This window comes from Pseudarthrobacter sp. 902506025 (assembly GCF_040702325.1).
GTDB lineage: Bacteria > Actinomycetota > Actinomycetes > Actinomycetales > Micrococcaceae > Arthrobacter.
In genome coordinates, this window is the sequence record NZ_JBFBKW010000011.1 from 20,106 (window position 1) to 36,800 (window position 16,695).

24 protein-coding genes are annotated in these 16,695 nt (G+C 52.6%); 11 read left to right on the forward strand and 13 right to left on the reverse strand.

Annotated elements, in window-relative coordinates; all coding sequences use genetic code 11:
- Positions 1–2: 2 nt before the first annotated feature.
- Together AB0280_RS17585 and AB0280_RS17590 are read right to left on the reverse strand one after the other, a co-directional pair.
- Positions 3–2,108, reverse strand: a complete 2,106-nt coding sequence (locus AB0280_RS17585; RefSeq protein WP_425328622.1) for a site-specific DNA-methyltransferase — start codon at positions 2,106–2,108, stop codon at positions 3–5.
- A 188-nt stretch (positions 2,109–2,296) separates the two neighbouring features.
- Positions 2,297–2,560 (reverse strand): hypothetical protein, encoded by a 264-nt coding sequence (locus AB0280_RS17590; protein WP_366368122.1) that lies wholly within the window; start codon positions 2,558–2,560, stop codon positions 2,297–2,299.
- 90 nt (positions 2,561–2,650) lie between these two features.
- Between AB0280_RS17590 and AB0280_RS17595 the strand changes: the two genes are divergently transcribed.
- Positions 2,651–2,929, forward strand: coding sequence for a hypothetical protein (locus AB0280_RS17595; RefSeq protein ID WP_366368124.1), 279 nt, complete (start codon positions 2,651–2,653; stop codon positions 2,927–2,929).
- Between the two features lie 44 nt (positions 2,930–2,973).
- Here AB0280_RS17595 and AB0280_RS17600 read toward each other — a convergent pair whose 3' ends face one another.
- The 5 genes from AB0280_RS17600 to AB0280_RS17620 all read right to left on the reverse strand — a co-directional run bounded on the left by AB0280_RS17600 (position 2,974) and on the right by AB0280_RS17620 (position 5,309).
- Complete coding sequence (locus tag AB0280_RS17600; protein WP_366368125.1) at positions 2,974–3,834, reverse strand: hypothetical protein; 861 nt, start codon at positions 3,832–3,834, stop codon at positions 2,974–2,976.
- Between the two features lie 300 nt (positions 3,835–4,134).
- Positions 4,135–4,446 (reverse strand): hypothetical protein, encoded by a 312-nt coding sequence (locus AB0280_RS17605; protein ID WP_366368126.1) that lies wholly within the window; start codon positions 4,444–4,446, stop codon positions 4,135–4,137.
- Complete coding sequence (locus tag AB0280_RS17610) at positions 4,436–4,672, reverse strand: hypothetical protein (RefSeq protein WP_366368127.1); 237 nt, start codon at positions 4,670–4,672, stop codon at positions 4,436–4,438. Before AB0280_RS17610 ends, AB0280_RS17605 begins: the two co-directional genes overlap by 11 nt.
- A gap of 14 nt (positions 4,673–4,686) precedes the next feature.
- Positions 4,687–4,962, reverse strand: a complete 276-nt coding sequence (locus AB0280_RS17615) for a transglycosylase SLT domain-containing protein (RefSeq protein WP_366368129.1) — start codon at positions 4,960–4,962, stop codon at positions 4,687–4,689.
- A gap of 128 nt (positions 4,963–5,090) precedes the next feature.
- Positions 5,091–5,309: a hypothetical protein gene (locus AB0280_RS17620; RefSeq protein WP_366368130.1), complete on the reverse strand. Its 219-nt coding sequence runs from the start codon at positions 5,307–5,309 to the stop codon at positions 5,091–5,093.
- A gap of 1,009 nt (positions 5,310–6,318) precedes the next feature.
- Between AB0280_RS17620 and AB0280_RS17625 the strand changes: the two genes are divergently transcribed.
- Entirely contained in the window at positions 6,319–7,044 is a 726-nt protein-coding gene (locus AB0280_RS17625) for a hypothetical protein (protein ID WP_366368132.1), read from the forward strand.
- Here the strand turns inward: AB0280_RS17625 and AB0280_RS17630 are convergent.
- Genes AB0280_RS17630 through AB0280_RS17645 form a run of 4 tightly spaced genes read right to left on the reverse strand, consistent with a single transcriptional unit; the run spans position 7,041 to position 8,983 of the window.
- Positions 7,041–7,490: a CAP domain-containing protein gene (locus AB0280_RS17630; protein ID WP_366368133.1), complete on the reverse strand. Its 450-nt coding sequence runs from the start codon at positions 7,488–7,490 to the stop codon at positions 7,041–7,043. The two genes, AB0280_RS17625 and AB0280_RS17630, sit on opposite strands and share 4 nt — an antisense overlap.
- 13 nt (positions 7,491–7,503) lie before the next feature.
- The gene (locus tag AB0280_RS17635; RefSeq protein ID WP_366368134.1) at positions 7,504–8,124 is read right to left on the reverse strand and encodes a hypothetical protein; all 621 of its coding nucleotides are present in this window, start codon (positions 8,122–8,124) and stop codon (positions 7,504–7,506) included.
- A complete protein-coding gene (locus AB0280_RS17640) occupies positions 8,121–8,522 on the reverse strand; it encodes a YopX family protein (protein ID WP_366368136.1) in 402 nt (133 codons plus the stop codon). The genes AB0280_RS17635 and AB0280_RS17640 overlap by 4 nt, the downstream gene beginning before the upstream one ends.
- A complete protein-coding gene (locus AB0280_RS17645; protein WP_366368138.1) occupies positions 8,519–8,983 on the reverse strand; it encodes a hypothetical protein in 465 nt (154 codons plus the stop codon). The genes AB0280_RS17640 and AB0280_RS17645 overlap by 4 nt, the downstream gene beginning before the upstream one ends.
- Before the next feature lie 273 nt (positions 8,984–9,256).
- On the opposite strand from AB0280_RS17645, the gene AB0280_RS17650 reads away from it, so the two are divergent.
- The gene (locus AB0280_RS17650; protein ID WP_366368139.1) at positions 9,257–10,177 is read left to right on the forward strand and encodes a hypothetical protein; all 921 of its coding nucleotides are present in this window, start codon (positions 9,257–9,259) and stop codon (positions 10,175–10,177) included.
- A gap of 1,511 nt (positions 10,178–11,688) precedes the next feature.
- Here the strand turns inward: AB0280_RS17650 and AB0280_RS17655 are convergent.
- Positions 11,689–11,910, reverse strand: a complete 222-nt coding sequence (locus AB0280_RS17655; RefSeq protein ID WP_366368140.1) for a hypothetical protein — start codon at positions 11,908–11,910, stop codon at positions 11,689–11,691.
- 93 nt (positions 11,911–12,003) lie between these two features.
- Entirely contained in the window at positions 12,004–12,717 is a 714-nt protein-coding gene (locus tag AB0280_RS17660; RefSeq protein WP_366368141.1) for a replication-relaxation family protein, read from the reverse strand.
- Positions 12,718–12,991: 274 nt separating this feature from the next.
- Here AB0280_RS17660 and AB0280_RS17665 point away from each other — a divergent pair, with 274 nt between their 5' ends.
- From AB0280_RS17665 to AB0280_RS17700, 8 genes are all read left to right on the forward strand, one after another.
- Positions 12,992–13,270 (forward strand): hypothetical protein, encoded by a 279-nt coding sequence (locus AB0280_RS17665; RefSeq protein ID WP_366368142.1) that lies wholly within the window; start codon positions 12,992–12,994, stop codon positions 13,268–13,270.
- Positions 13,271–13,348: 78 nt separating this feature from the next.
- A complete protein-coding gene (locus tag AB0280_RS17670; RefSeq protein WP_366368144.1) occupies positions 13,349–14,269 on the forward strand; it encodes an ERF family protein in 921 nt (306 codons plus the stop codon).
- Positions 14,266–14,547 carry a hypothetical protein gene (locus AB0280_RS17675; protein WP_366368146.1) on the forward strand — a complete coding sequence of 94 codons (282 nt, stop codon included), beginning with the start codon at positions 14,266–14,268 and terminating at the stop codon, positions 14,545–14,547. Before AB0280_RS17670 ends, AB0280_RS17675 begins: the two co-directional genes overlap by 4 nt.
- Entirely contained in the window at positions 14,548–14,979 is a 432-nt protein-coding gene (locus tag AB0280_RS17680; RefSeq protein WP_366368147.1) for a hypothetical protein, read from the forward strand. It begins immediately after the preceding gene.
- A gap of 25 nt (positions 14,980–15,004) precedes the next feature.
- Positions 15,005–15,223 carry a hypothetical protein gene (locus AB0280_RS17685; protein ID WP_366368148.1) on the forward strand — a complete coding sequence of 73 codons (219 nt, stop codon included), beginning with the start codon at positions 15,005–15,007 and terminating at the stop codon, positions 15,221–15,223.
- Complete coding sequence (locus AB0280_RS17690) at positions 15,216–15,887, forward strand: recombinase family protein (RefSeq protein WP_366368150.1); 672 nt, start codon at positions 15,216–15,218, stop codon at positions 15,885–15,887. The genes AB0280_RS17685 and AB0280_RS17690 overlap by 8 nt, the downstream gene beginning before the upstream one ends.
- Positions 15,872–16,054, forward strand: coding sequence for a hypothetical protein (locus AB0280_RS17695; RefSeq protein ID WP_366368152.1), 183 nt, complete (start codon positions 15,872–15,874; stop codon positions 16,052–16,054). The genes AB0280_RS17690 and AB0280_RS17695 overlap by 16 nt, the downstream gene beginning before the upstream one ends.
- Before the next feature lie 19 nt (positions 16,055–16,073).
- Entirely contained in the window at positions 16,074–16,613 is a 540-nt protein-coding gene (locus AB0280_RS17700) for a hypothetical protein (RefSeq protein ID WP_366368153.1), read from the forward strand.
- Positions 16,614–16,695 lie beyond the last annotated feature (82 nt).

Sequence of the window (16,695 nt, forward strand, 5' to 3'; positions counted from 1 at the left end):
GTCTAGCCTTGCCTCGTGTTGATCTCGAACGACTGAAGATAGTCCGAGTAGAGCCTAACCGAGTCGATGCCCTGATCGATCTGCGCGTTGATAGCTTCGAACTCAGCTTGCGAGTCTGTGACGATGAAGACGCAGCGAACATCATCGCGAGCGTTGACTGAATCGACGAATGGCTCCCACTGGTCGATATCAGTCAGGACGCCATAGAAACCCTTCTTAGGCAGCGCCCATCCATCTTCCGGAAGTACATCGATTCGCTCGCCCTCAGCGCCAGCGCGCATCCACAAGATAGGAGCGATTGCTTCAAACTTCCGGCCGAGTCGCACGAGCTGGTTGTCTTCATAGGTCAGCTTGAAGAACTCGACGTTCTCTTCAAAGCCATCGCTCATCTTGAACTGGTCCACAAACTTGTAGTCACCTTGGATCGGCTTGCCTGTAGAGCTAACTCCGGTAACGGCGGCAGTAATGCGCGGCATAGTGATGTACTCGAAGATTCCGCGGGCTTCCCAGGCATCTTGTCCTGGCTCGAGTCCCGCCTTGAGGAGATCGGTCTGCTCGGAAGGCGATACCTCGTTGTTGGTCACGAGGATTGACCGCCTCCGTCCGCCGTCCTGGTGATTCAGCCGCATAACTGCGTGAGCTGTCGTACCTGATCCCGAGAAGAAGTCCAGAACGGTAGCGTCGGGCTTGTCCTTGACGAAGAACCTGAGGGTATCCTCCACGGCATAGAGAGACTTAGGGAACGGGAACTTCCGGTCGGGCAAGAACTGCGATAGAAGCGACGTGCCATAGGTACTGGCATCGTGCGAAGAACGGTTCCATACTGTCCGCGCGGCAGTCAGCCTCTCACTTGAAGCATGTGCGTCGATGATCAGTGCGCCCGTAGCGTCCTTGCCAGTCACGACGATCTCACCGGTCGCGATCCGAGCTTTAGCACCCTCATTCAGGTAGTTGACCGCCCATTGACCTGTGCGCGCGTTTCGCCGGCCAAGTCGGGCTGTACCTTCGGCGACAGCGGCAATGAAGGATTCTCGACCAATCTGCCAGCGTCCCTCACTACCGTTGGTTCGTAGCGGCCAAACGGCAACGCAGCCATCGGGAATAGCAGCAGTGCTCCTGTCAGCAGTCAGCGGCAGCGACTCCCCTACCGAATGAATCGCCCCTGACTCCTGGTCAACGAAGATCGGGTAGAACATGCTTGGCCTATCGACACGGGCAGCGGCGGTTCCTCGACGGAGCATGGATAGCCATATTGTTTCGGGTCCCGCGTTGTCATCAGGTACGCCAAGCATGTTGTCAGACGTTGGGATAGGTCCCTGGTCACCTATGTAAACGAAGTAGATGTACTCTTCAACGCGCGAGAACTCTCGGCCTCTAGCGACGCCCTTAGTGTTGATCACCGAAGTCACCATCTGGATCTTCGCGGTGTCGAAAACCTTTTCAAGCAAGAGCCCAAGGCGCAGGTACTCTTTTTCGTCAATGGTGACGATAAGAACAGAGCCGCGTGGGTTGAGCAGACGCTGCGCCACCTTAAGCCTTCGCTCCATCATGGCAAGCCACTTACTGTGGCGGTAGGTGTCTTCGGTGTCTACGTAGTCGTTGTTGTACTTCCAGTCCTTTGATCCTGTGTTGTAAGGGGGATCAATGTAGATCGCGTCGATCTTGTTTTCGTACGGATATAGCAACATCTCTGTTGCGTGGAAGTTCTCGGCGTTGATCACCGTATGGAACGGCTTATCACCACCACGAGTCACACTGCCTACGCTCTTGAGTCCTGGGTAGATCGGATCACCGAACTCACGGATAAGAACAAGGTTTTCAACGTTGGCAGTTGTGCGTTCGTTGGTGTCACCTGTCCGGACGATCGTCGCGATGTCGTCAGCAAGTTTGAGTACGGTCCAGATGCCGGGAGTCGTCCCGTCCTTGAAGACAACCTTGCTACCTCGTGTGACCTTGAAGCCGGGGAGCTGGACTGTTTCAGGGTGGTGCTCTTGGTAGACGAGTCCAAAGCTAGCTTTAGCGGTCAATTTGCTGACCTGGGCTTGGATATCGTTCCTTAGCTTCTCATCCGGGATCATCGCGATCAGCGTGTCGAGGTGTGCCACCATACTCCTTGAAATCATCGAGGCCGACGCTGGCCTTGAGGCACCCGCGCGGCGTAGATGACTTTACCGTTCAGCGAGCTCGAAGCTGGTATTTGGAGCCATACACCACAACCCCGACATCACGGGTGCACTATGCTCGATGTTGGCCCGTCGGCAGCGTTCCCCCAATCGCTGCCGACGGGCCGCTCTACTTATCCGGCGAGCTTGTCCCAGTGGTACGTAGCCAAAGCCTCGTCAATCGTCGCCCCGCCGTTACCGAAGCCACGACGTGTGGGATCGTCGCTTACATAGGCGTCCACCGAGTACTGGTAGTGACCGTCAGTAGGCCGGTGATAGATCTCGACCTTGATCTCTTCGCCATTCAGGTAAGCCCTGTACTGGCCGACAAGCTGACCTACCTCCTCTGCCTTTGAGTACCGGGCAATGCTGTTGATGATCGATGCTGCGTCAGACACTTTTCTCCTTCGAATTGACTAGACATGCAAGCCTGATCGTATCGGACGGCCCATAGGACCTAATTCGAATATATGTTCTAAACTAAAGCCGTGAACAAGTTCGATGAGGGCGGCTTCAACCGCATGATGGCCCAAGTGAACGCGGAGTCCAACCACCCCAGGCCAGACGATGGCAAGATCATGGAGTTCGTCGCTGGAACTGCCCCGCTAGTACGTGTCGGCGAGATCTATGGTCGTGCGATCCGGTACACGAGGACCTATGGCCTTGTGGAGTGGACCGATGAACAGCGGAACTATCAGGTGGACTGGTTCCCGGCTACGCAGATCAAGCGAGTAGATGCTGAGTCTTGGAGGGGCCGGCCGCTGTAGGAAGTGACGCTGGAAGAGTGGAAAGGCAGCAGCGGACCCTGAACCTACTGGCTGATTGTCTTCTGGTCGCCCTCAGCAACGAGCAGTGCGAGATTCTGTTCTAGAAGCTCAGGCTTGGAGCATATGGATGGCGTCTTGTCGTACGCGATCATCTCTTTCGTGGATAACGTCCGAGTTATGACTACGGAAGATCCATCAGGAGCCGGGTACTTTACAAACAGCAGTGCACCTATCTTGATAGCGACCCTGGAAACGTCTGCGTATGCCGTCATCAGTTCAACCGCACTACTGACGTTGGAAGCGTCCACCTCAGCCTGCTGCTTTTGAATTTGAAGCTTTCCCAGGTGTTCCGCTTCTTCAATGATCTCCTTACCCTTCGCCTTAGAAGCGGCGACGATCTTTTGACCTTCCGCGCTGTTCCACTTGGCGACCATCCATGTCCATAAGGAACCGCGTTGCACGTCAGTGATAGTCGGAGTTTCATAGCCCAGCTCGTTGGCCATCCGCTGTGTGGCCTTTATGACCTTGAGCGCCGTCACAGCGTCGTCGGTGTCCAGAAAGACACTTACAGTCATGTCCGGAACTGGAGCGGGCTTAGGCCTCGTTACACGCTGCACAGACTCATACATTTCAGGCTCGGCAACTGCCACCCGAGGTAAAATGGCGTCCTTTAACACCTTGCGTAGTTCCCTGGGCTGCTTCTTCTTCGGGGAAGACGGAACGCGACCACCAAGTCTACGGATTTGGCGTTCTAGATGAGCTACTAGATCCTTGTCCTTGGCTTTCTTGGCGTCATACCACTGATCAGTGAGGTCATTGATCTTTCGACGGTTACCAACGGCAGATGGCCGGCGTACCTTAGACTTCGCCGAACGGATTGCTGAACCAAACGCCTTCTTGACCATTCGATGATGCTAACAGCGATGATTCAACCGGCAGCCTCGTGACATGGAAGAAACCAGAAGGTCCGACCTTGAGCACGAAAAAGGGAGCCAGTTGCTCCCTTCGATCTGCCTAGTTCCCAGTGGACCATTCAGCGACATAGCGCTTCTTCGATTCCTCCGACATGAAGTTAGTACATGTCACTACGTCTCGATCCACGTAGCGACAGACGATCCACGTTCTGCCTTCGATGATGATCATCTTGTCGTCGTAGTCGTCTCGGCCAAAGTAGCCATCACAAAAGCCATAAATACCTGTGCCAATCACGAGAACTCTCCGTCCATGAAGCGATGACCATCGATAGTCATGAAGTGGCCTTGTTCGGGATTCACCGTCGCTTGCTTCGCCTCGATCAAGGACCAGAAGTCGTCGTGCCTGACCTCGCGGCCGTACTCGTCAATGATGGTCTTATCCTTGAGCCAGTCCTTCAGCTCGTGCACGTCCTTGTAGTAGTCGCCATCGTTGTAGGCGAACAGGAACTGCCAGCCACCACTGCTCTTGCCCAGGTGAATTTCTTCCTCTGGCCTACGACATGTCGGACATGTGTTGATCCTCGCGTAGTAGTTAGTTCCCAATTATCACCTCCTTCAAGCTGTCAACGTCGATCTTTCCCGAAGCGTAGGCTCTTAGACGTGTGGTTATGTCGTCATCTGTCAAACCGACTAACAGCGTCTGCTTGTATACTTCAAGAGACTTCCTGATGATCACGGCATCCACGCCTGGGAACTCGCCCTTTATTGTTTGTATCTGTACCAGTAGCTGCTGAATCGCAATCCATAGCTCGATGAAACTTTTGAACATCCGATCGTCCCTCCTTACAAATATTTCTTATAGGTTTCGTTGTTATACGCCGACCAGGCTGACCATCCGCTGCCAAGATAAATCTTGTAGGCAGCTGTGACGTTCGCCGTTGGGTTGAATCGCTCTTCATCCCCGATGAACCGGCCAACGTGCACGCTGTTGATCTGAAACAGACCTTTATCATTGCTGCCGTCGTAGTTGCTTGGGTTGAAGGCCTCAGCCCTCCCCTGGCTTTCCGCTTGGCATACGGCTAGGGCAGTATCGAAATCCCAGTCGTATTGACCGATCAAGTCTCGATACTGTACGCAGCCCCTAGCTTGCACATGTGCTGTGGCTCGTTCTGGCGCGCTCTGTGGCGTTGTTGGTGCCTGGACCGATATGTGAGCCGTCTTTGGTTGTTGAACGCGACTGACGGCTTCTATTGCTGTCGCGCTTGGTCTTTTGACGACACGAGCTGGATGTCGGCATGGACTGCCTGTCGCGCCTCTGACTGAATGTTGTTGTACAAGAACCAGTTAGCAATGGTGACCACCACGACCGTTGCGAAAACAGCCAGGGCGATGGACAGCTTCAACACTGTCTTGCTCACCATGTTTGTGTTGATGTCTTGTTTGCGTAGCTCTTCTGTTGATTTCATGTCTTTGTGTTCCTTGCCCAAGTGGGCGTTATTTGTTTATGTTGGCTCGATGAGCCGCTACCGTTCAGGAAAAGGGTGGGCTTCAACCTGAACGGAAGTGGATGATCGAACTTGAAGGTAGGTGAGAGGACACACGTCAGCCTTGAACCTGGATGCTAATAATGAAACACCGGCGCAAGTACCTGTTACGTTCGACGGCTTACAGGGGGTCCGCGCCCATGGCCTCGCAGCTACCTTCAATGTTGCTCAGTTGCATGGTTGCTAGATAGTAGGCCTGGCCGTTAAACTCGATTGGCACTAATGCCGCACAGGGCCCTGTCGTCACCTAAGGGCAACCCTCTTACTATCTAGCTGGTCTATGTAAGCCGAGCGGGGCGGGCATGACGTGTACGTTTCCCCGAACTGGCCGCTCTACCATTTTGCAAGTACACTCGCTCAGGTTTCACTACATAGCCATGTTGAACATATAAGGCAGGGATTTGACGAGAGCGGGGTGCCGCCCTGCGTAGCCCGTCCTGTACGGGACCGACAGCTTGCTACTCGTATAGTCACCCTGCATGGCTGATGGTATCTACCCGTAGGCTGACCACATCTTGTCTCGCGGCGTGCTCATGCACCGTCACCGGATTGACACCTAGTTATCTATCGCCAGCGTCTACCTATTCCGCCACTTATGTGCCCATGTAACTGAACAACCGAATTTTCAATGTTCTCGCTCAATAGCCTTTACCCAAACACATCTACGCTATTTCGCCCCTCAGCTTGTCGGGACTTGGAGCGGATTTCACGCTCTACTAGGCTTGTTGTCCAGGTAAGGACTATCGAGACTTGATCTTGCCGCTTTGCTATCCAGCCATTATTCGCTGCGCTTTGGGCATGCTTAGATATTAACCTATTTTGGTTGAATGTTCAATAGTTTTAGAGTTGTAGAATATGCAACATAATTAGGCACTTATTAGTAGGACTGCCCCTGGCACCGGTCGTCGTTGGCCATCAGTAGAGTTGAGCCATGACCTCTCCAGACCGACTGGCCAACATCAGCTCAACCCTCGCGGCACTTGGTGCCATGACAGCGCAAGCTCCTCGTCCAGATATAACCGGCGTTGGTCTGGCACTAGCGCAGCTAGGTGATCACACAAAGAAGGTTGCGGACTTCAAGGATGGGTCGCTGCTCGCTAGTGTGGGTGCCCTCAGTGACGCCTACAGCAGTTCCTTAGAGCGCCTGGGTATCGATACAAAAGCATCCCTCGATGCGCCGCTCATGGCCCTGGCTTCACTTCCGAATATGAGCAACTTTTACACGTCGGCTCAGATCGGAGACTCGCTAGCGGCTATTGGAGCAGCTGTTGCATCTTCCTTCGGCACGATGGCCGCTGAGGATCTGGTCGAACAAGCGGGTACCTTCAGGGCAGAAGTAGATGCTTCCGATGTTGATGAGCGAGCATCAGAGCTCTTCGAGACACACCCTCAACTCGCGGCTTCAATCGACCAGCTGCCTATGCTTGTGAGCCTCTCGCCCGAGAATCGGAAGCTCGTCATCTGGTTCATTCGCATAGCCGTGACGCTATATGTCACCTGCCTCATTCTGGACATCAGCATGGACAACGCGGAACTCGCAGCAGTTATTGGTGCCGTTGGCCTAAGCGGGCCGGCTGCTGGTGCAGCTGTTAGCAAGGGCGCCAAGTACTTGCTAGATAAGATTCCAGAGACAGACGATCAGGACGCGTCCTCTTAGAGCTCGTCTTTGTTCCGAACGGTCAAGCGTCCGTAGTGGACAACGACATACGGCTGACCGTCCAGCTGGGAAATAGCGACCCCTATGTGTTCCATAGGTCGGAGGATGTTCACGCGGTGCCCAGGACTCTTCGTGAGGCCGCGGAAGGCATCATCTACGGTCGGCGCGTAGCGATTGAGGTTCTCCGCAAACTCGGTGAAGTCATACCCGAGATCCAGGGCGTAACTGCTTGATCGCCTACCGTCTCTGTGGCCATGGCTAAACAGTCCGGTTGCAACCATGTCATCTACCTTGGCTTTGGCTGACTCCATCAAAGTCACGTGAACTGCCAGAGCGCCGATGCCGTGCATAGCCCTGTAGCCGTTGTGCAGCGCCACTATGCGATCTATCTGTTCGTGGCGCAGGCCTCGTGAGAGTGCTTCAACGATCTTGAGTTGCTCGGTCAAGTGCTGCTCCTGGCTACTTTTTAGGTCGTGGGGTAAGAGTAGCTATGCGCTTATCTCGTGCCAACATGAAGTCTGCGTAAGTTAGCTCTCTTGCGCCTACGTACGGCCCGTTCTCATGACATAGCCGCTCAATCTGGCATCCCTCATCGAGCCGTATCTCCCTCTCTCTCTGTTCAAGATGAGCTTGGTAACGAGAGATGACGGCCACGTCGCCCATGGTCTCTCTAGCTTGCCCAACAGCTTGTAGGGCGACTAGGCCACGGTGCACAGGTCCAGTGGGCAGCACATAAAAGCCAATGAATTCGCCATCATCTTGAGTGCCGTCAGGCGCTGCATGAACGATGATGTCTCTTAGCGCTTCGATTGGCCTCTCCCGCAGTTCGTCACGGGCTTTGATGAGCTTCATAACGGTGTCCGTGAAGCTATCCACGCTATCAATCGCCATCAAATAATTGACGTCACCCTTCCCAGCTTTAGCCCAGCCCCATAGCTGATCTAGTTTGCCCCGCAGCTCTGCGTCTTCGCCATGCCCCGAGTTGTCAAGGGGCATAGAATCTTCTACTGGCCTGCCGTCAAAGTAGTGTTTGCCGCTGTCCTCTTCGTAGTGGATAGTTGGTTGGTGTTTCTCGCTCATGACCTTGCCTCCAACAGATCAGGATGCTCGAAGCGATTGCCGATAATCCGCATGTCTTCGTCCGCGCCCTGGAGAGACAGATGACCATCAGACCTGAAGTTGGCACTAGGTGGATTTATCCAACGAGCCTCAAACCCAAAGTCCACCCACTCAACGACATAGAGGTAGCGGCGTGGTTCTTCGTATTCAAACGGTGAGACGTACTCAAGGTAGTCCCCATCGAAGATGTCTGCTCCGGTCATATCCTGAAGCCCAGTGAACAGCCGGCGCGCGATGATCTCCAGCTCGTACACGAACTCGTCGGTTTGGATCTCATCTAGGGTCACTACTTCGTGAAGGATGGTTCCAGCCTCGTCGTTGTTCTTATAGACGTAGTCGAACTTGAGTGGAGCACTCATGCAGAAGCTCCGCTCTCACCGTCCCTGGTGAGTAGGCCTTGTCTGAATAGCTGGATGGCGAGTTTTGTTGCTGCGTCTTCGGGAGTGTCGGCTTCCGTTTTGTTTGCCTCGCCGCCTGAGTGCATCCATACATTGCTAACAGGATCGGGCAGTGGGTAACTCCATGTGGCTACGATGTAGTCACAGATCCATGAACCGTCGCTGGTAGCGCCCGTAAGGCAGAATCCCATCGTCTCCCGCCTCCAAGTGATCTTCTGCGGTAGCTTGCTAAGAAGATAGCCGAGATCAAATACGGGATGGATTATGGTCGGGATGGAGTCGTCCTCCAGATGGTCGCGGCTGTAGACGCCAACGGGGGATATCGACCCGTCTCTCCAAAAATTGCCATATACGAGTGGCGTATCGCTCCATCCACTTACCTCATGCAGCTCCTTGCACAGTTCAAGGGAAGCCACGTTCATGACTTAGCTCCTGCTTCAATCAGCACCTCTCGAATATCGTCGAGCGTGATCCCATCTTCAAACTGTTGTAGTGTCTCTGCTTGCATTGCTTTTGTCCTGCTTAGTTTTCTGTTGGGATTATGAGCCACATTGATTGAATGTTCAATATCTTTGTTGATGTGGAATAGTCAACAATTAGAGCACTCGCCCTGTCGACCACTCGCCATCCAAGCGTTAGTCATGAGATGATGAGCCTCCCGAGCTACGGGGGTGGTGTTCCATTTTGGAGGCCACATGATCAACCTTCTCGACGGGCTGCGCGACCTGAAGGCCCCTCTTGCATCCGGATTCATCGTTCTCTTCGGCCTGTGGTTGATATTCGAAAATGAGATCTCCAAGGCTGTGCCAGGTCCAACAATCACTAGTAACCTGCGCCAACTCTGTGATTATCTCGGTGGACCAGCCACGCTCGGTCTTGTTGCGTTCGTAGCCTATCTCTTGGGAACTCTGCTTTCCCTAGGCAATGCACTGCTAAGAATGCCTATTCGTTACAAGATGCAACGTATGCGTCCAACGACGCAGCAACGCTTGGCGAACTTCCTGGACGACGAGATACAAAACGCGATGAAACACGGTCGGAGCCTCGAAGAAATACATGATGACGCCTATTCGCATTTTGTGAGACAGGTTACGCCGGCTACGACTGAGGAAGAGCCAGAGGCACCTGAGATCACCAAAGCTCACATTGTCGATGACCTAATATACGCAATTGTCATGGAGGTCGATATATTGGCGACCCAACTTCACGCGACTAAAGAGAAAGCCTACGAGATATACGACAAAAACCGATCGGAGGCTAAGTTTCGTTTTTCCGTGGCAGCGCCTGTGATCTTCGTAGGGATCGTGTTGGCGGTTCGCCTGGGGCAAGAGCAGCACGATCCGTGGCCTTTCCTAGTCGTAGCGTTATCTGTCGCTTCAGCCGTTCGCTTTCTTCAAAAGAGCTTTGAACGCCAGGACGAGGCAATCGAAGTTATCGTAAACGCTGTACTGCTCGGACACGTTGAGGTTGCAAACATCACCAGTATTAGATCAAACATCCCGAAGCAACAAGAGAAGCCATCTTGGTTGGAGCGTGGCCTCGACAGGGTTAGTTCTGCGGGGCGGTCAATAGCAAATCGTCTGCGCAGTGCCGTACCTACCACCACAGTCCATTGAGGCTAGGCACTACTCCCCCACTCCCTACTACTTGAGGGACGGGACCAGGTAAACCAATTACAAAGCTATTCTTACGCCTCCGCCAATGCTCTCGTATCTTCATACGGCTTGACAGTTGGGATCTGCTCCAACGAAGGCTTCTCAATAGTTCAGCACTCAGTAAGTCAGGTGAGTCAACATTTAGTCACGGTTCACCAAGCCTGTGAGGGCTGCACCAACAGTTTTGATTGAAAGCATGTGAGAGGGGCTGTTCTTGGAACAGCGGGGACTACCCGTCTTGCGCCTCTCGGAAGTGGCATCAAGAGCGAACCTCGGCTTGGGAGCGACCCATATCATCTTTGCCGACCCTCACAGCTACCTTCAAGTGTTATACGGATTGATGAACATGAGCGTGGCAAGTTCTACATAACCAATCAACGCTGAGAGGAAGGTTGTAGTCAGAGTGATGACCGTCGAGGTCACTCTCTAGGCTGCACCTCTCACAAAGTCGTGGTTTGATGAGTTTGCCTGTCCTTACTGCGTGCTGAACCTGCCATCGTGCAAGTTGCTTCTCTCTACTTCTCCTGATGTAGCTATCTCTAGCCCTACAGGTCTTGAATCTGCCTACAGACGTAGCTCGGTACTTCTTGAGCCTGGTTGTATTGCAGTCCTTGCAGAGGTAGTAGCCGACTTGCTTACCGTCTCGCCTAAGAGCCCCCTTTGAATAAGGCCCCGACATGAGATTATCAGTTATTTTGCAGGTCACGCAGCAAAGTTTATGCTCTATGTTCATGCTATATATCCAATATAACATAGACTGCGAACTATTCTATTGTAAAAGTATTTGCATAAGAAACCAAGATTGCTATAATAGAAGCAGTTCTAGAAGGCAAACTAAAGGCATCGCACAAGCGGTGTCTTTTTCGTTGCTCTTATACCCCCGCGCCTTGTTCTAGAAGGCAAACGGTTACTAGTCATTATGAAGCACAAGTGCCCTAAGTCAATCTTGACATGTGACTAAGCGCACTCAAACTGTGGAAAAGTCGGGCAATACAGTGGATAAGTTCTAGGCAAAACGCGCTCTATGCGTCATAGTCTTCCCCATGGATCTACTAAAACTTACAAACAAGACCTATACAGTTCCCGAGCTGGGCGTCCCCTACTTCGAGCCAACCTTTGCAGAACGTCAAAAGCTCTTGAAAAAACACAAGTCTTTCTTCATAGTGAGGCCTGGTATCAAGCCACATCCACGCGTTTCGGCAGTAGACGCTAATCCCACACAGAAAAACCCCTCCGAGTGAGGGGTTTGTTGTTTCAGTGCTGATGCTCTTAGAAAAGCGCTCCACCGAATAGTAGCGATACAAGCGCTACAGCTACGAGCCGGCCTGTCTCAGTAGATAGCTCACGTTCTGCCCAGGAACGACTGTCGACGCGTTTAGAGGGCTTGTACTGTCGCTTTGGTTGTATAGACGGTAGCCAGTTCGATTCTTGGACTATCACGCCTGTGTGAGTGTCTGTGGTCACGAAGCGACTCATCCCGCCAGCTCCCTGTCCACTATCTGCTTAGCGTGCTCGATATTACTCCCCTCTGAGTACTCAACCCAGCTATCGTTCTCGTCATAGACGTTATACCCACATACCTCGATATCTTCTGTGCCGTTGAATATAGGCTCGACGATCTCCCCCTCAGAGTTAATACTCCAAGCTTGATATGCTCGGACCTCTGCTGTAATCGTGTACTCCTTATAGGTCATTGAAATTCTCCAGTTATCCTTATTACTCTATTATTATCTGATTAACAGAAGGAAAGTTCAATAACTTTGGAGCATCTTAAGTTGTAGTTAAGTCTACTTAACCTTGTCCGCGAATCCCTCTATATGCATCAACTCAAACATGTGCTCATAGGCCCCTAGCTTGCCGTGCATGTAGCCCTGCAGGTTCCGAAGCCCTATATCTGTCTCCGCTAAGAACAACACGCTAGGGACCGTCTCAATCTCTCCAGGGCGCACACCATCGAATACGGCGACGTACTCGCGGATCTTCTTTTCAATCTCTAAACGGCTTTCATTGTCTCGGTCTACTTCTATCCAGAGACTTACTAACTCGCTCTTGTCCGTCAGCTCAAGCTCAACGAAGAAGTCAGGGCGCACGGTGACACCAGCCAGAGGCCTGTGTGTATCGGGCTCGCAGTAGTAGCCCTGTACCTTGATCTCTCCCCTGTCCTCACGCTCACATAGTTGTGCGAAGACATCGGCCACCCTTAGACGGTGCTCAGATACAGCCGTAAACCGTGGGCGAAACTTTCCTCTCTTACCCAGGTAATGCCATCCGGCGACCCCGAGCTGGTAGACGGCCGGCCCCGACCCTTTGCCATGTCCCCTAACTTGCCGCTGGCCCATACGAACAAGGAATCCTTCTTCAACGAGCTGTTTCGCCGGTCTAGCAAAGGAAGTTCTGCTTTTAGCAGTTGGGAAATAGAGCTGCTGTATATGCGCACTTGAAAGCTGTCCGAAGCGATCGACGGAGCGCAATATATCGGCATGTTTTGAGACCATTCGCATGTCCGCAGTATAGAACAGGTTAGTCTCGTGCCCTAGCCCACGGTCTACCCTGACCTGACGCGGATTTGCTGTGTCGGCAAAGACACACCAACGACACGTCGAACAACACAAGCTGTGCCGCGCAGTTTTCCACACCAGGCATTGTCCTTTCTACATCACAATTGCTATTGAACATTTAGGGCATTCATTCATAATGAGCATTAGCAAACGGGCACTACCCACACAGCGCAGATTTACAACCCGGCGAATACTAACCCAAATAGAAAGGAGTGGCATGGATAAACACATCTACCCACCACAGAAGAAGATCGGTCACGAGCCGCTATCTATCACCGTACCGACAGGTTTCAAGCAAGCCCTTAGCCTTTACAGGCATTGGCTTATCGAGAACAACCTACCCGATACAGCTAACGGCAACATCCTTGCAGCCTCCGCGTTGCAGCATAACGACAAGCTAAGAGAGATCTTCCAAGAGATCGAGAAAGGAAAACGAAATGGCAGACGCTACCTTGATGGCATCAAGACGGTCAAAGCAACTAAATCCGCACGCTAAGGCACTGGCCACCATCCGTGCTCGACGTGAGGCGGTGAAGCAGAAGGTCTACGTAGCAAGACGGCGTGAGTTCAGCCTATGAGCGAAGTCAAAGAGACTCCTGATACATCGGTTACCTCTCTCTTTGAGCGCATCCCACCAGAGATTGCTAAGGCGCTTATCGACCTACAGGCGGAAGTCAGGGCACTAGATAAGTCAGCTAAGAACGACCACTTCAAGAACACCTACGCTCCCCTCGATGAGGTGATGGACAACGCGCTCCCTCTCCTTTCGAGCCACAAGCTAGGACTCATGCAGTGGCCGACCACCAGGGACGGCAGACACTACCTACACACAAACCTGTTCCATGAATCTGGCGTCAGTATCAAAGGCGATATCGAACTACTCCTGGTCAAACAAGATCCACAAGGACTTGGCTCAGCTATCACCTATACCCGTAGGCAGACAGTTATGGCCATTCTCGGCCTCTCTGCTAAAGATGAGGACGACGACGGCAATAAGGCGAGCAATCACCAACAGCCACCGTCCGCTGAACAAATAGAACAAATCAAGACCATGTGTCTCGATCTCAAGTACCCAGAAGAGGATGTTCAGCGTCGGCTACGGACTATACGCAGCTTCGATCACGCGAACCTCGCAATAACAAAGCTAGAGAGTGTCATCAATATGAGAGCGCAACGGGCATCCAGTGATGCTGCAACCAACATCGACATCGTCGAAGTCCCAACGGATGAGTCTCGTAGCTCCCACAAGGCCGTGGAAAACCGTCTGAAGAATTTTGGCTTCGTTGATAACAAGATCATCAGTAGCTTCATCCTGGCAACCACAAAGAAGCCACTCTTGGGAAACTGCAAAGAGCCGGAGCTTCGGTTGATCAATGAGGCCTTGGATCGCATCGAAGCAGGCGAAGAAACACTACCGGCAGACTGGCTCAAGGAAGAACCAGCGAAAGCCACTGATAAAGGCGAGACCATCGGACCACCGGAGGACACAGCATGATCCGTCCAGATACAAGAGAACACGCCATCGACATAGTCGTTGACCGCGCCAGCAGACTTTCAGCCAAGGCTATTCGTTACCTGGCTACTCAGCTCCCAATAGGAATCCGCGAGGCCATCGACGACTTCAGTCAGACAGTCCAGCTGACCGACGCTGAACGCAGGCTCATTATCAAGCACAACGTCAGCATCCCCTATGAGCTCCTAGAGCTTGCCAAGTACAAGGAGGTGCATGGAGACAACATAACGGTGGGATTGCCACCAAGGAGTAACAAGTAGATGTCACGCAACAAAGTCACCCGCCAGGAGTTCCTGGCCATAAAGACAGACTTCAAGGGCGGACTTAGCGTCCCTCAAATTGAAACCAAGTCTGGCCGCGGTGGAACCATCGTCAGGCGGATCAAGAACGCTCGATCATGGCCGGCTTATCAAGCCAGCAACAAGACTCTAGTGGAACGCCGTAAGAGCGGTGGACTGCTCGATAGCAATCTCACAAAGAAGCAAGCAGCCGCCTTCCTCGATATGCAGACGCAGCTCGAAACGGTAAAGGCTGATCGCGACTGGCACAAGGGCCGTGCTGAACGCTTCGAGAAGCTCAATAAGACCCAAGGCGAAACCATTGCTCGATACCAGGAGGCGGACCTAGAGCGGAGCATCAAGCAGGCAAAGCAGAACCGAAGCATCCTCGCGTTGATCCGGAGGTCTAAGTAACGTGGCCGGCACTAAAGAAGGCGGCATGAAAGCCGCTGCAAAGAACAAAGAGCTGCACGGCGAGGACTTCTACGCCAAGATCGGCGCTAAAGGCGGGCGAAACGGAACGAGCGGCGGATTCGCTGCGAAGACTGAGTGTAACTGTAATGACCTCGTTGGCAGCCACCACAAGGCGATGTGCGCAGGTAAAAAGGGAGGCCAGATTAGTCGACGTCCGAAGGACATCAAGGTAGGAGATGCCTAAGATCATTGCCTACGCTCGCGTCAGCACAGATAAGCAAGACGCCGCGAACCAACGCTTTGAAATAGAGCGTTACCTGGCTCGGGACGGCCTCAAGTACGACAAGTTTGTTGAAGAGACGATATCCGGTACTAAGTCAGTCACTGAGCGCAAGCTCGGTGACCTGATGAAGGAGCTAGAGACAGGTGACATGCTAATCGTCTCTGAGACGAGCCGCATATCGCGTCGCCTGGGAGAAATCTTCTCTACCATCCAGTTCTTCATCGACAAGGGTGTTGAAGTTGTTGCGGTCAAGCAGAACTACAAGTTCGGGAACGACATCCAAAGCAAGGTGATCGCCTTTGCGTTTGGTATAGCGAGCGAGATTGAGCGAGACCTCATCTCATCACGCACCAAGGAAGCACTTGCCAGAATCAAGGCGGAAGGAAAAATACTCGGAAGGCCGGCTGGCACAAGCGACCCGAGTAAACGCAAGCTCTATGGTCGCGATGACGAGATTCTTGGCTACATGGATATGCGCGTCTCAAAAGCTGCGATAGCTCGGTTGATGAAAGTGAACCGCAAGACACTCGAAACCTACATTGATGAACGCAACTTGGTGTATGAGCTACGCAACCGCAAACTCATGCAGGCAATGAAGGAGGACGGGACATGGACGGGCAAGTAATCGAAATCGCTAGCTACGACACGTATCACAACAAAGGCAAACGCTGCGTTGCAATACGGATGCATGACGGGACGACGATCAAATTAGTCGTTACCCAGCCGACCGATTCAGCAGAAAGCACGCCAGAGAAAACACCCGTTTCAAATATATGGACAGAAAAGAAGTAAAAGAGCATAATACGGGCAGATGAACTACCAACTACCATATTTACGCAGACTTCTTGATGTTGGGCTGAATGACACATGGATCGCGCAGCACCTGAACATAGACATCCAAATAGTCAGTGACGCCAGACAAGGCATCTACGAGAAGGAACCTAAGCAAGTTTCGGTTACTAGGCCGTTCCCGGTTATCACGGATGACATGCCGGACACAGAACGAATCTTGGTTCTAACTAAACACGGATTGGCCGTGTCGAAGATAAAGAAGTACCTTTCAGAGCCTAAGTCTGATCGCGCCATCAACAAGTACGTCGTGAAGAAGCTAGGTGCATCCAGGAAAGGCGGCGTAAGTCGCGAGAACTGGATACGCCCTTCCTTCATGGTCTACGTGGTTGAGGCGCTCGAACGACTTGGTAAGGACCGTTATACCTGCGAGTTGTGCCTGGAGCACGTCCCACAGGGTTGCGTAGTTCACCATACCAAGTACGAAGGCGCGACTATCTACGACCTGATGTACATCTGCTACAGCTGCAACCTATCTCGTGAGAACAAGGGGTTGCGATAGCCAGGACTTTTCCACAGCCCGTCGTTCAAGCTCGGCATGGCTCTAAACATTTATATGCGCACTGCGCGTTAGGTGATTAGTT

What these genes read in the sequence shown, in the direction of transcription:
- AB0280_RS17585 (WP_425328622.1), bottom strand. Translation starts at nt 2,108, where the DNA reads ATGGTGGCACACCTCGACACGCTGATCGCGATGATCCCGGATGAGAAG.
- AB0280_RS17600 (WP_366368125.1), bottom strand. Translation starts at nt 3,834, where the DNA reads ATGGTCAAGAAGGCGTTTGGTTCAGCAATCCGTTCGGCGAAGTCTAAG.
- AB0280_RS17610 (WP_366368127.1), bottom strand. Translation starts at nt 4,672, where the DNA reads ATGTTCAAAAGTTTCATCGAGCTATGGATTGCGATTCAGCAGCTACTG.
- AB0280_RS17620 (WP_366368130.1), bottom strand. Translation starts at nt 5,309, where the DNA reads ATGAAATCAACAGAAGAGCTACGCAAACAAGACATCAACACAAACATG.
- AB0280_RS17625 (WP_366368132.1), top strand. Translation starts at nt 6,319, where the DNA reads ATGACCTCTCCAGACCGACTGGCCAACATCAGCTCAACCCTCGCGGCA.
- AB0280_RS17635 (WP_366368134.1), bottom strand. Translation starts at nt 8,124, where the DNA reads ATGAGCGAGAAACACCAACCAACTATCCACTACGAAGAGGACAGCGGC.
- AB0280_RS17640 (WP_366368136.1), bottom strand. Translation starts at nt 8,522, where the DNA reads ATGAGTGCTCCACTCAAGTTCGACTACGTCTATAAGAACAACGACGAG.
- AB0280_RS17645 (WP_366368138.1), bottom strand. Translation starts at nt 8,983, where the DNA reads ATGAACGTGGCTTCCCTTGAACTGTGCAAGGAGCTGCATGAGGTAAGT.
- AB0280_RS17650 (WP_366368139.1), top strand. Translation starts at nt 9,257, where the DNA reads ATGATCAACCTTCTCGACGGGCTGCGCGACCTGAAGGCCCCTCTTGCA.
- AB0280_RS17655 (WP_366368140.1), bottom strand. Translation starts at nt 11,910, where the DNA reads ATGACCTATAAGGAGTACACGATTACAGCAGAGGTCCGAGCATATCAA.
- AB0280_RS17660 (WP_366368141.1), bottom strand. Translation starts at nt 12,717, where the DNA reads ATGCGAATGGTCTCAAAACATGCCGATATATTGCGCTCCGTCGATCGC.
- AB0280_RS17665 (WP_366368142.1), top strand. Translation starts at nt 12,992, where the DNA reads ATGGATAAACACATCTACCCACCACAGAAGAAGATCGGTCACGAGCCG.
- AB0280_RS17670 (WP_366368144.1), top strand. Translation starts at nt 13,349, where the DNA reads ATGAGCGAAGTCAAAGAGACTCCTGATACATCGGTTACCTCTCTCTTT.
- AB0280_RS17675 (WP_366368146.1), top strand. Translation starts at nt 14,266, where the DNA reads ATGATCCGTCCAGATACAAGAGAACACGCCATCGACATAGTCGTTGAC.
- AB0280_RS17680 (WP_366368147.1), top strand. Translation starts at nt 14,548, where the DNA reads ATGTCACGCAACAAAGTCACCCGCCAGGAGTTCCTGGCCATAAAGACA.
- AB0280_RS17685 (WP_366368148.1), top strand. Translation starts at nt 15,005, where the DNA reads ATGAAAGCCGCTGCAAAGAACAAAGAGCTGCACGGCGAGGACTTCTAC.
- AB0280_RS17690 (WP_366368150.1), top strand. Translation starts at nt 15,216, where the DNA reads ATGCCTAAGATCATTGCCTACGCTCGCGTCAGCACAGATAAGCAAGAC.
- AB0280_RS17695 (WP_366368152.1), top strand. Translation starts at nt 15,872, where the DNA reads ATGGACGGGCAAGTAATCGAAATCGCTAGCTACGACACGTATCACAAC.
- AB0280_RS17700 (WP_366368153.1), top strand. Translation starts at nt 16,074, where the DNA reads ATGAACTACCAACTACCATATTTACGCAGACTTCTTGATGTTGGGCTG.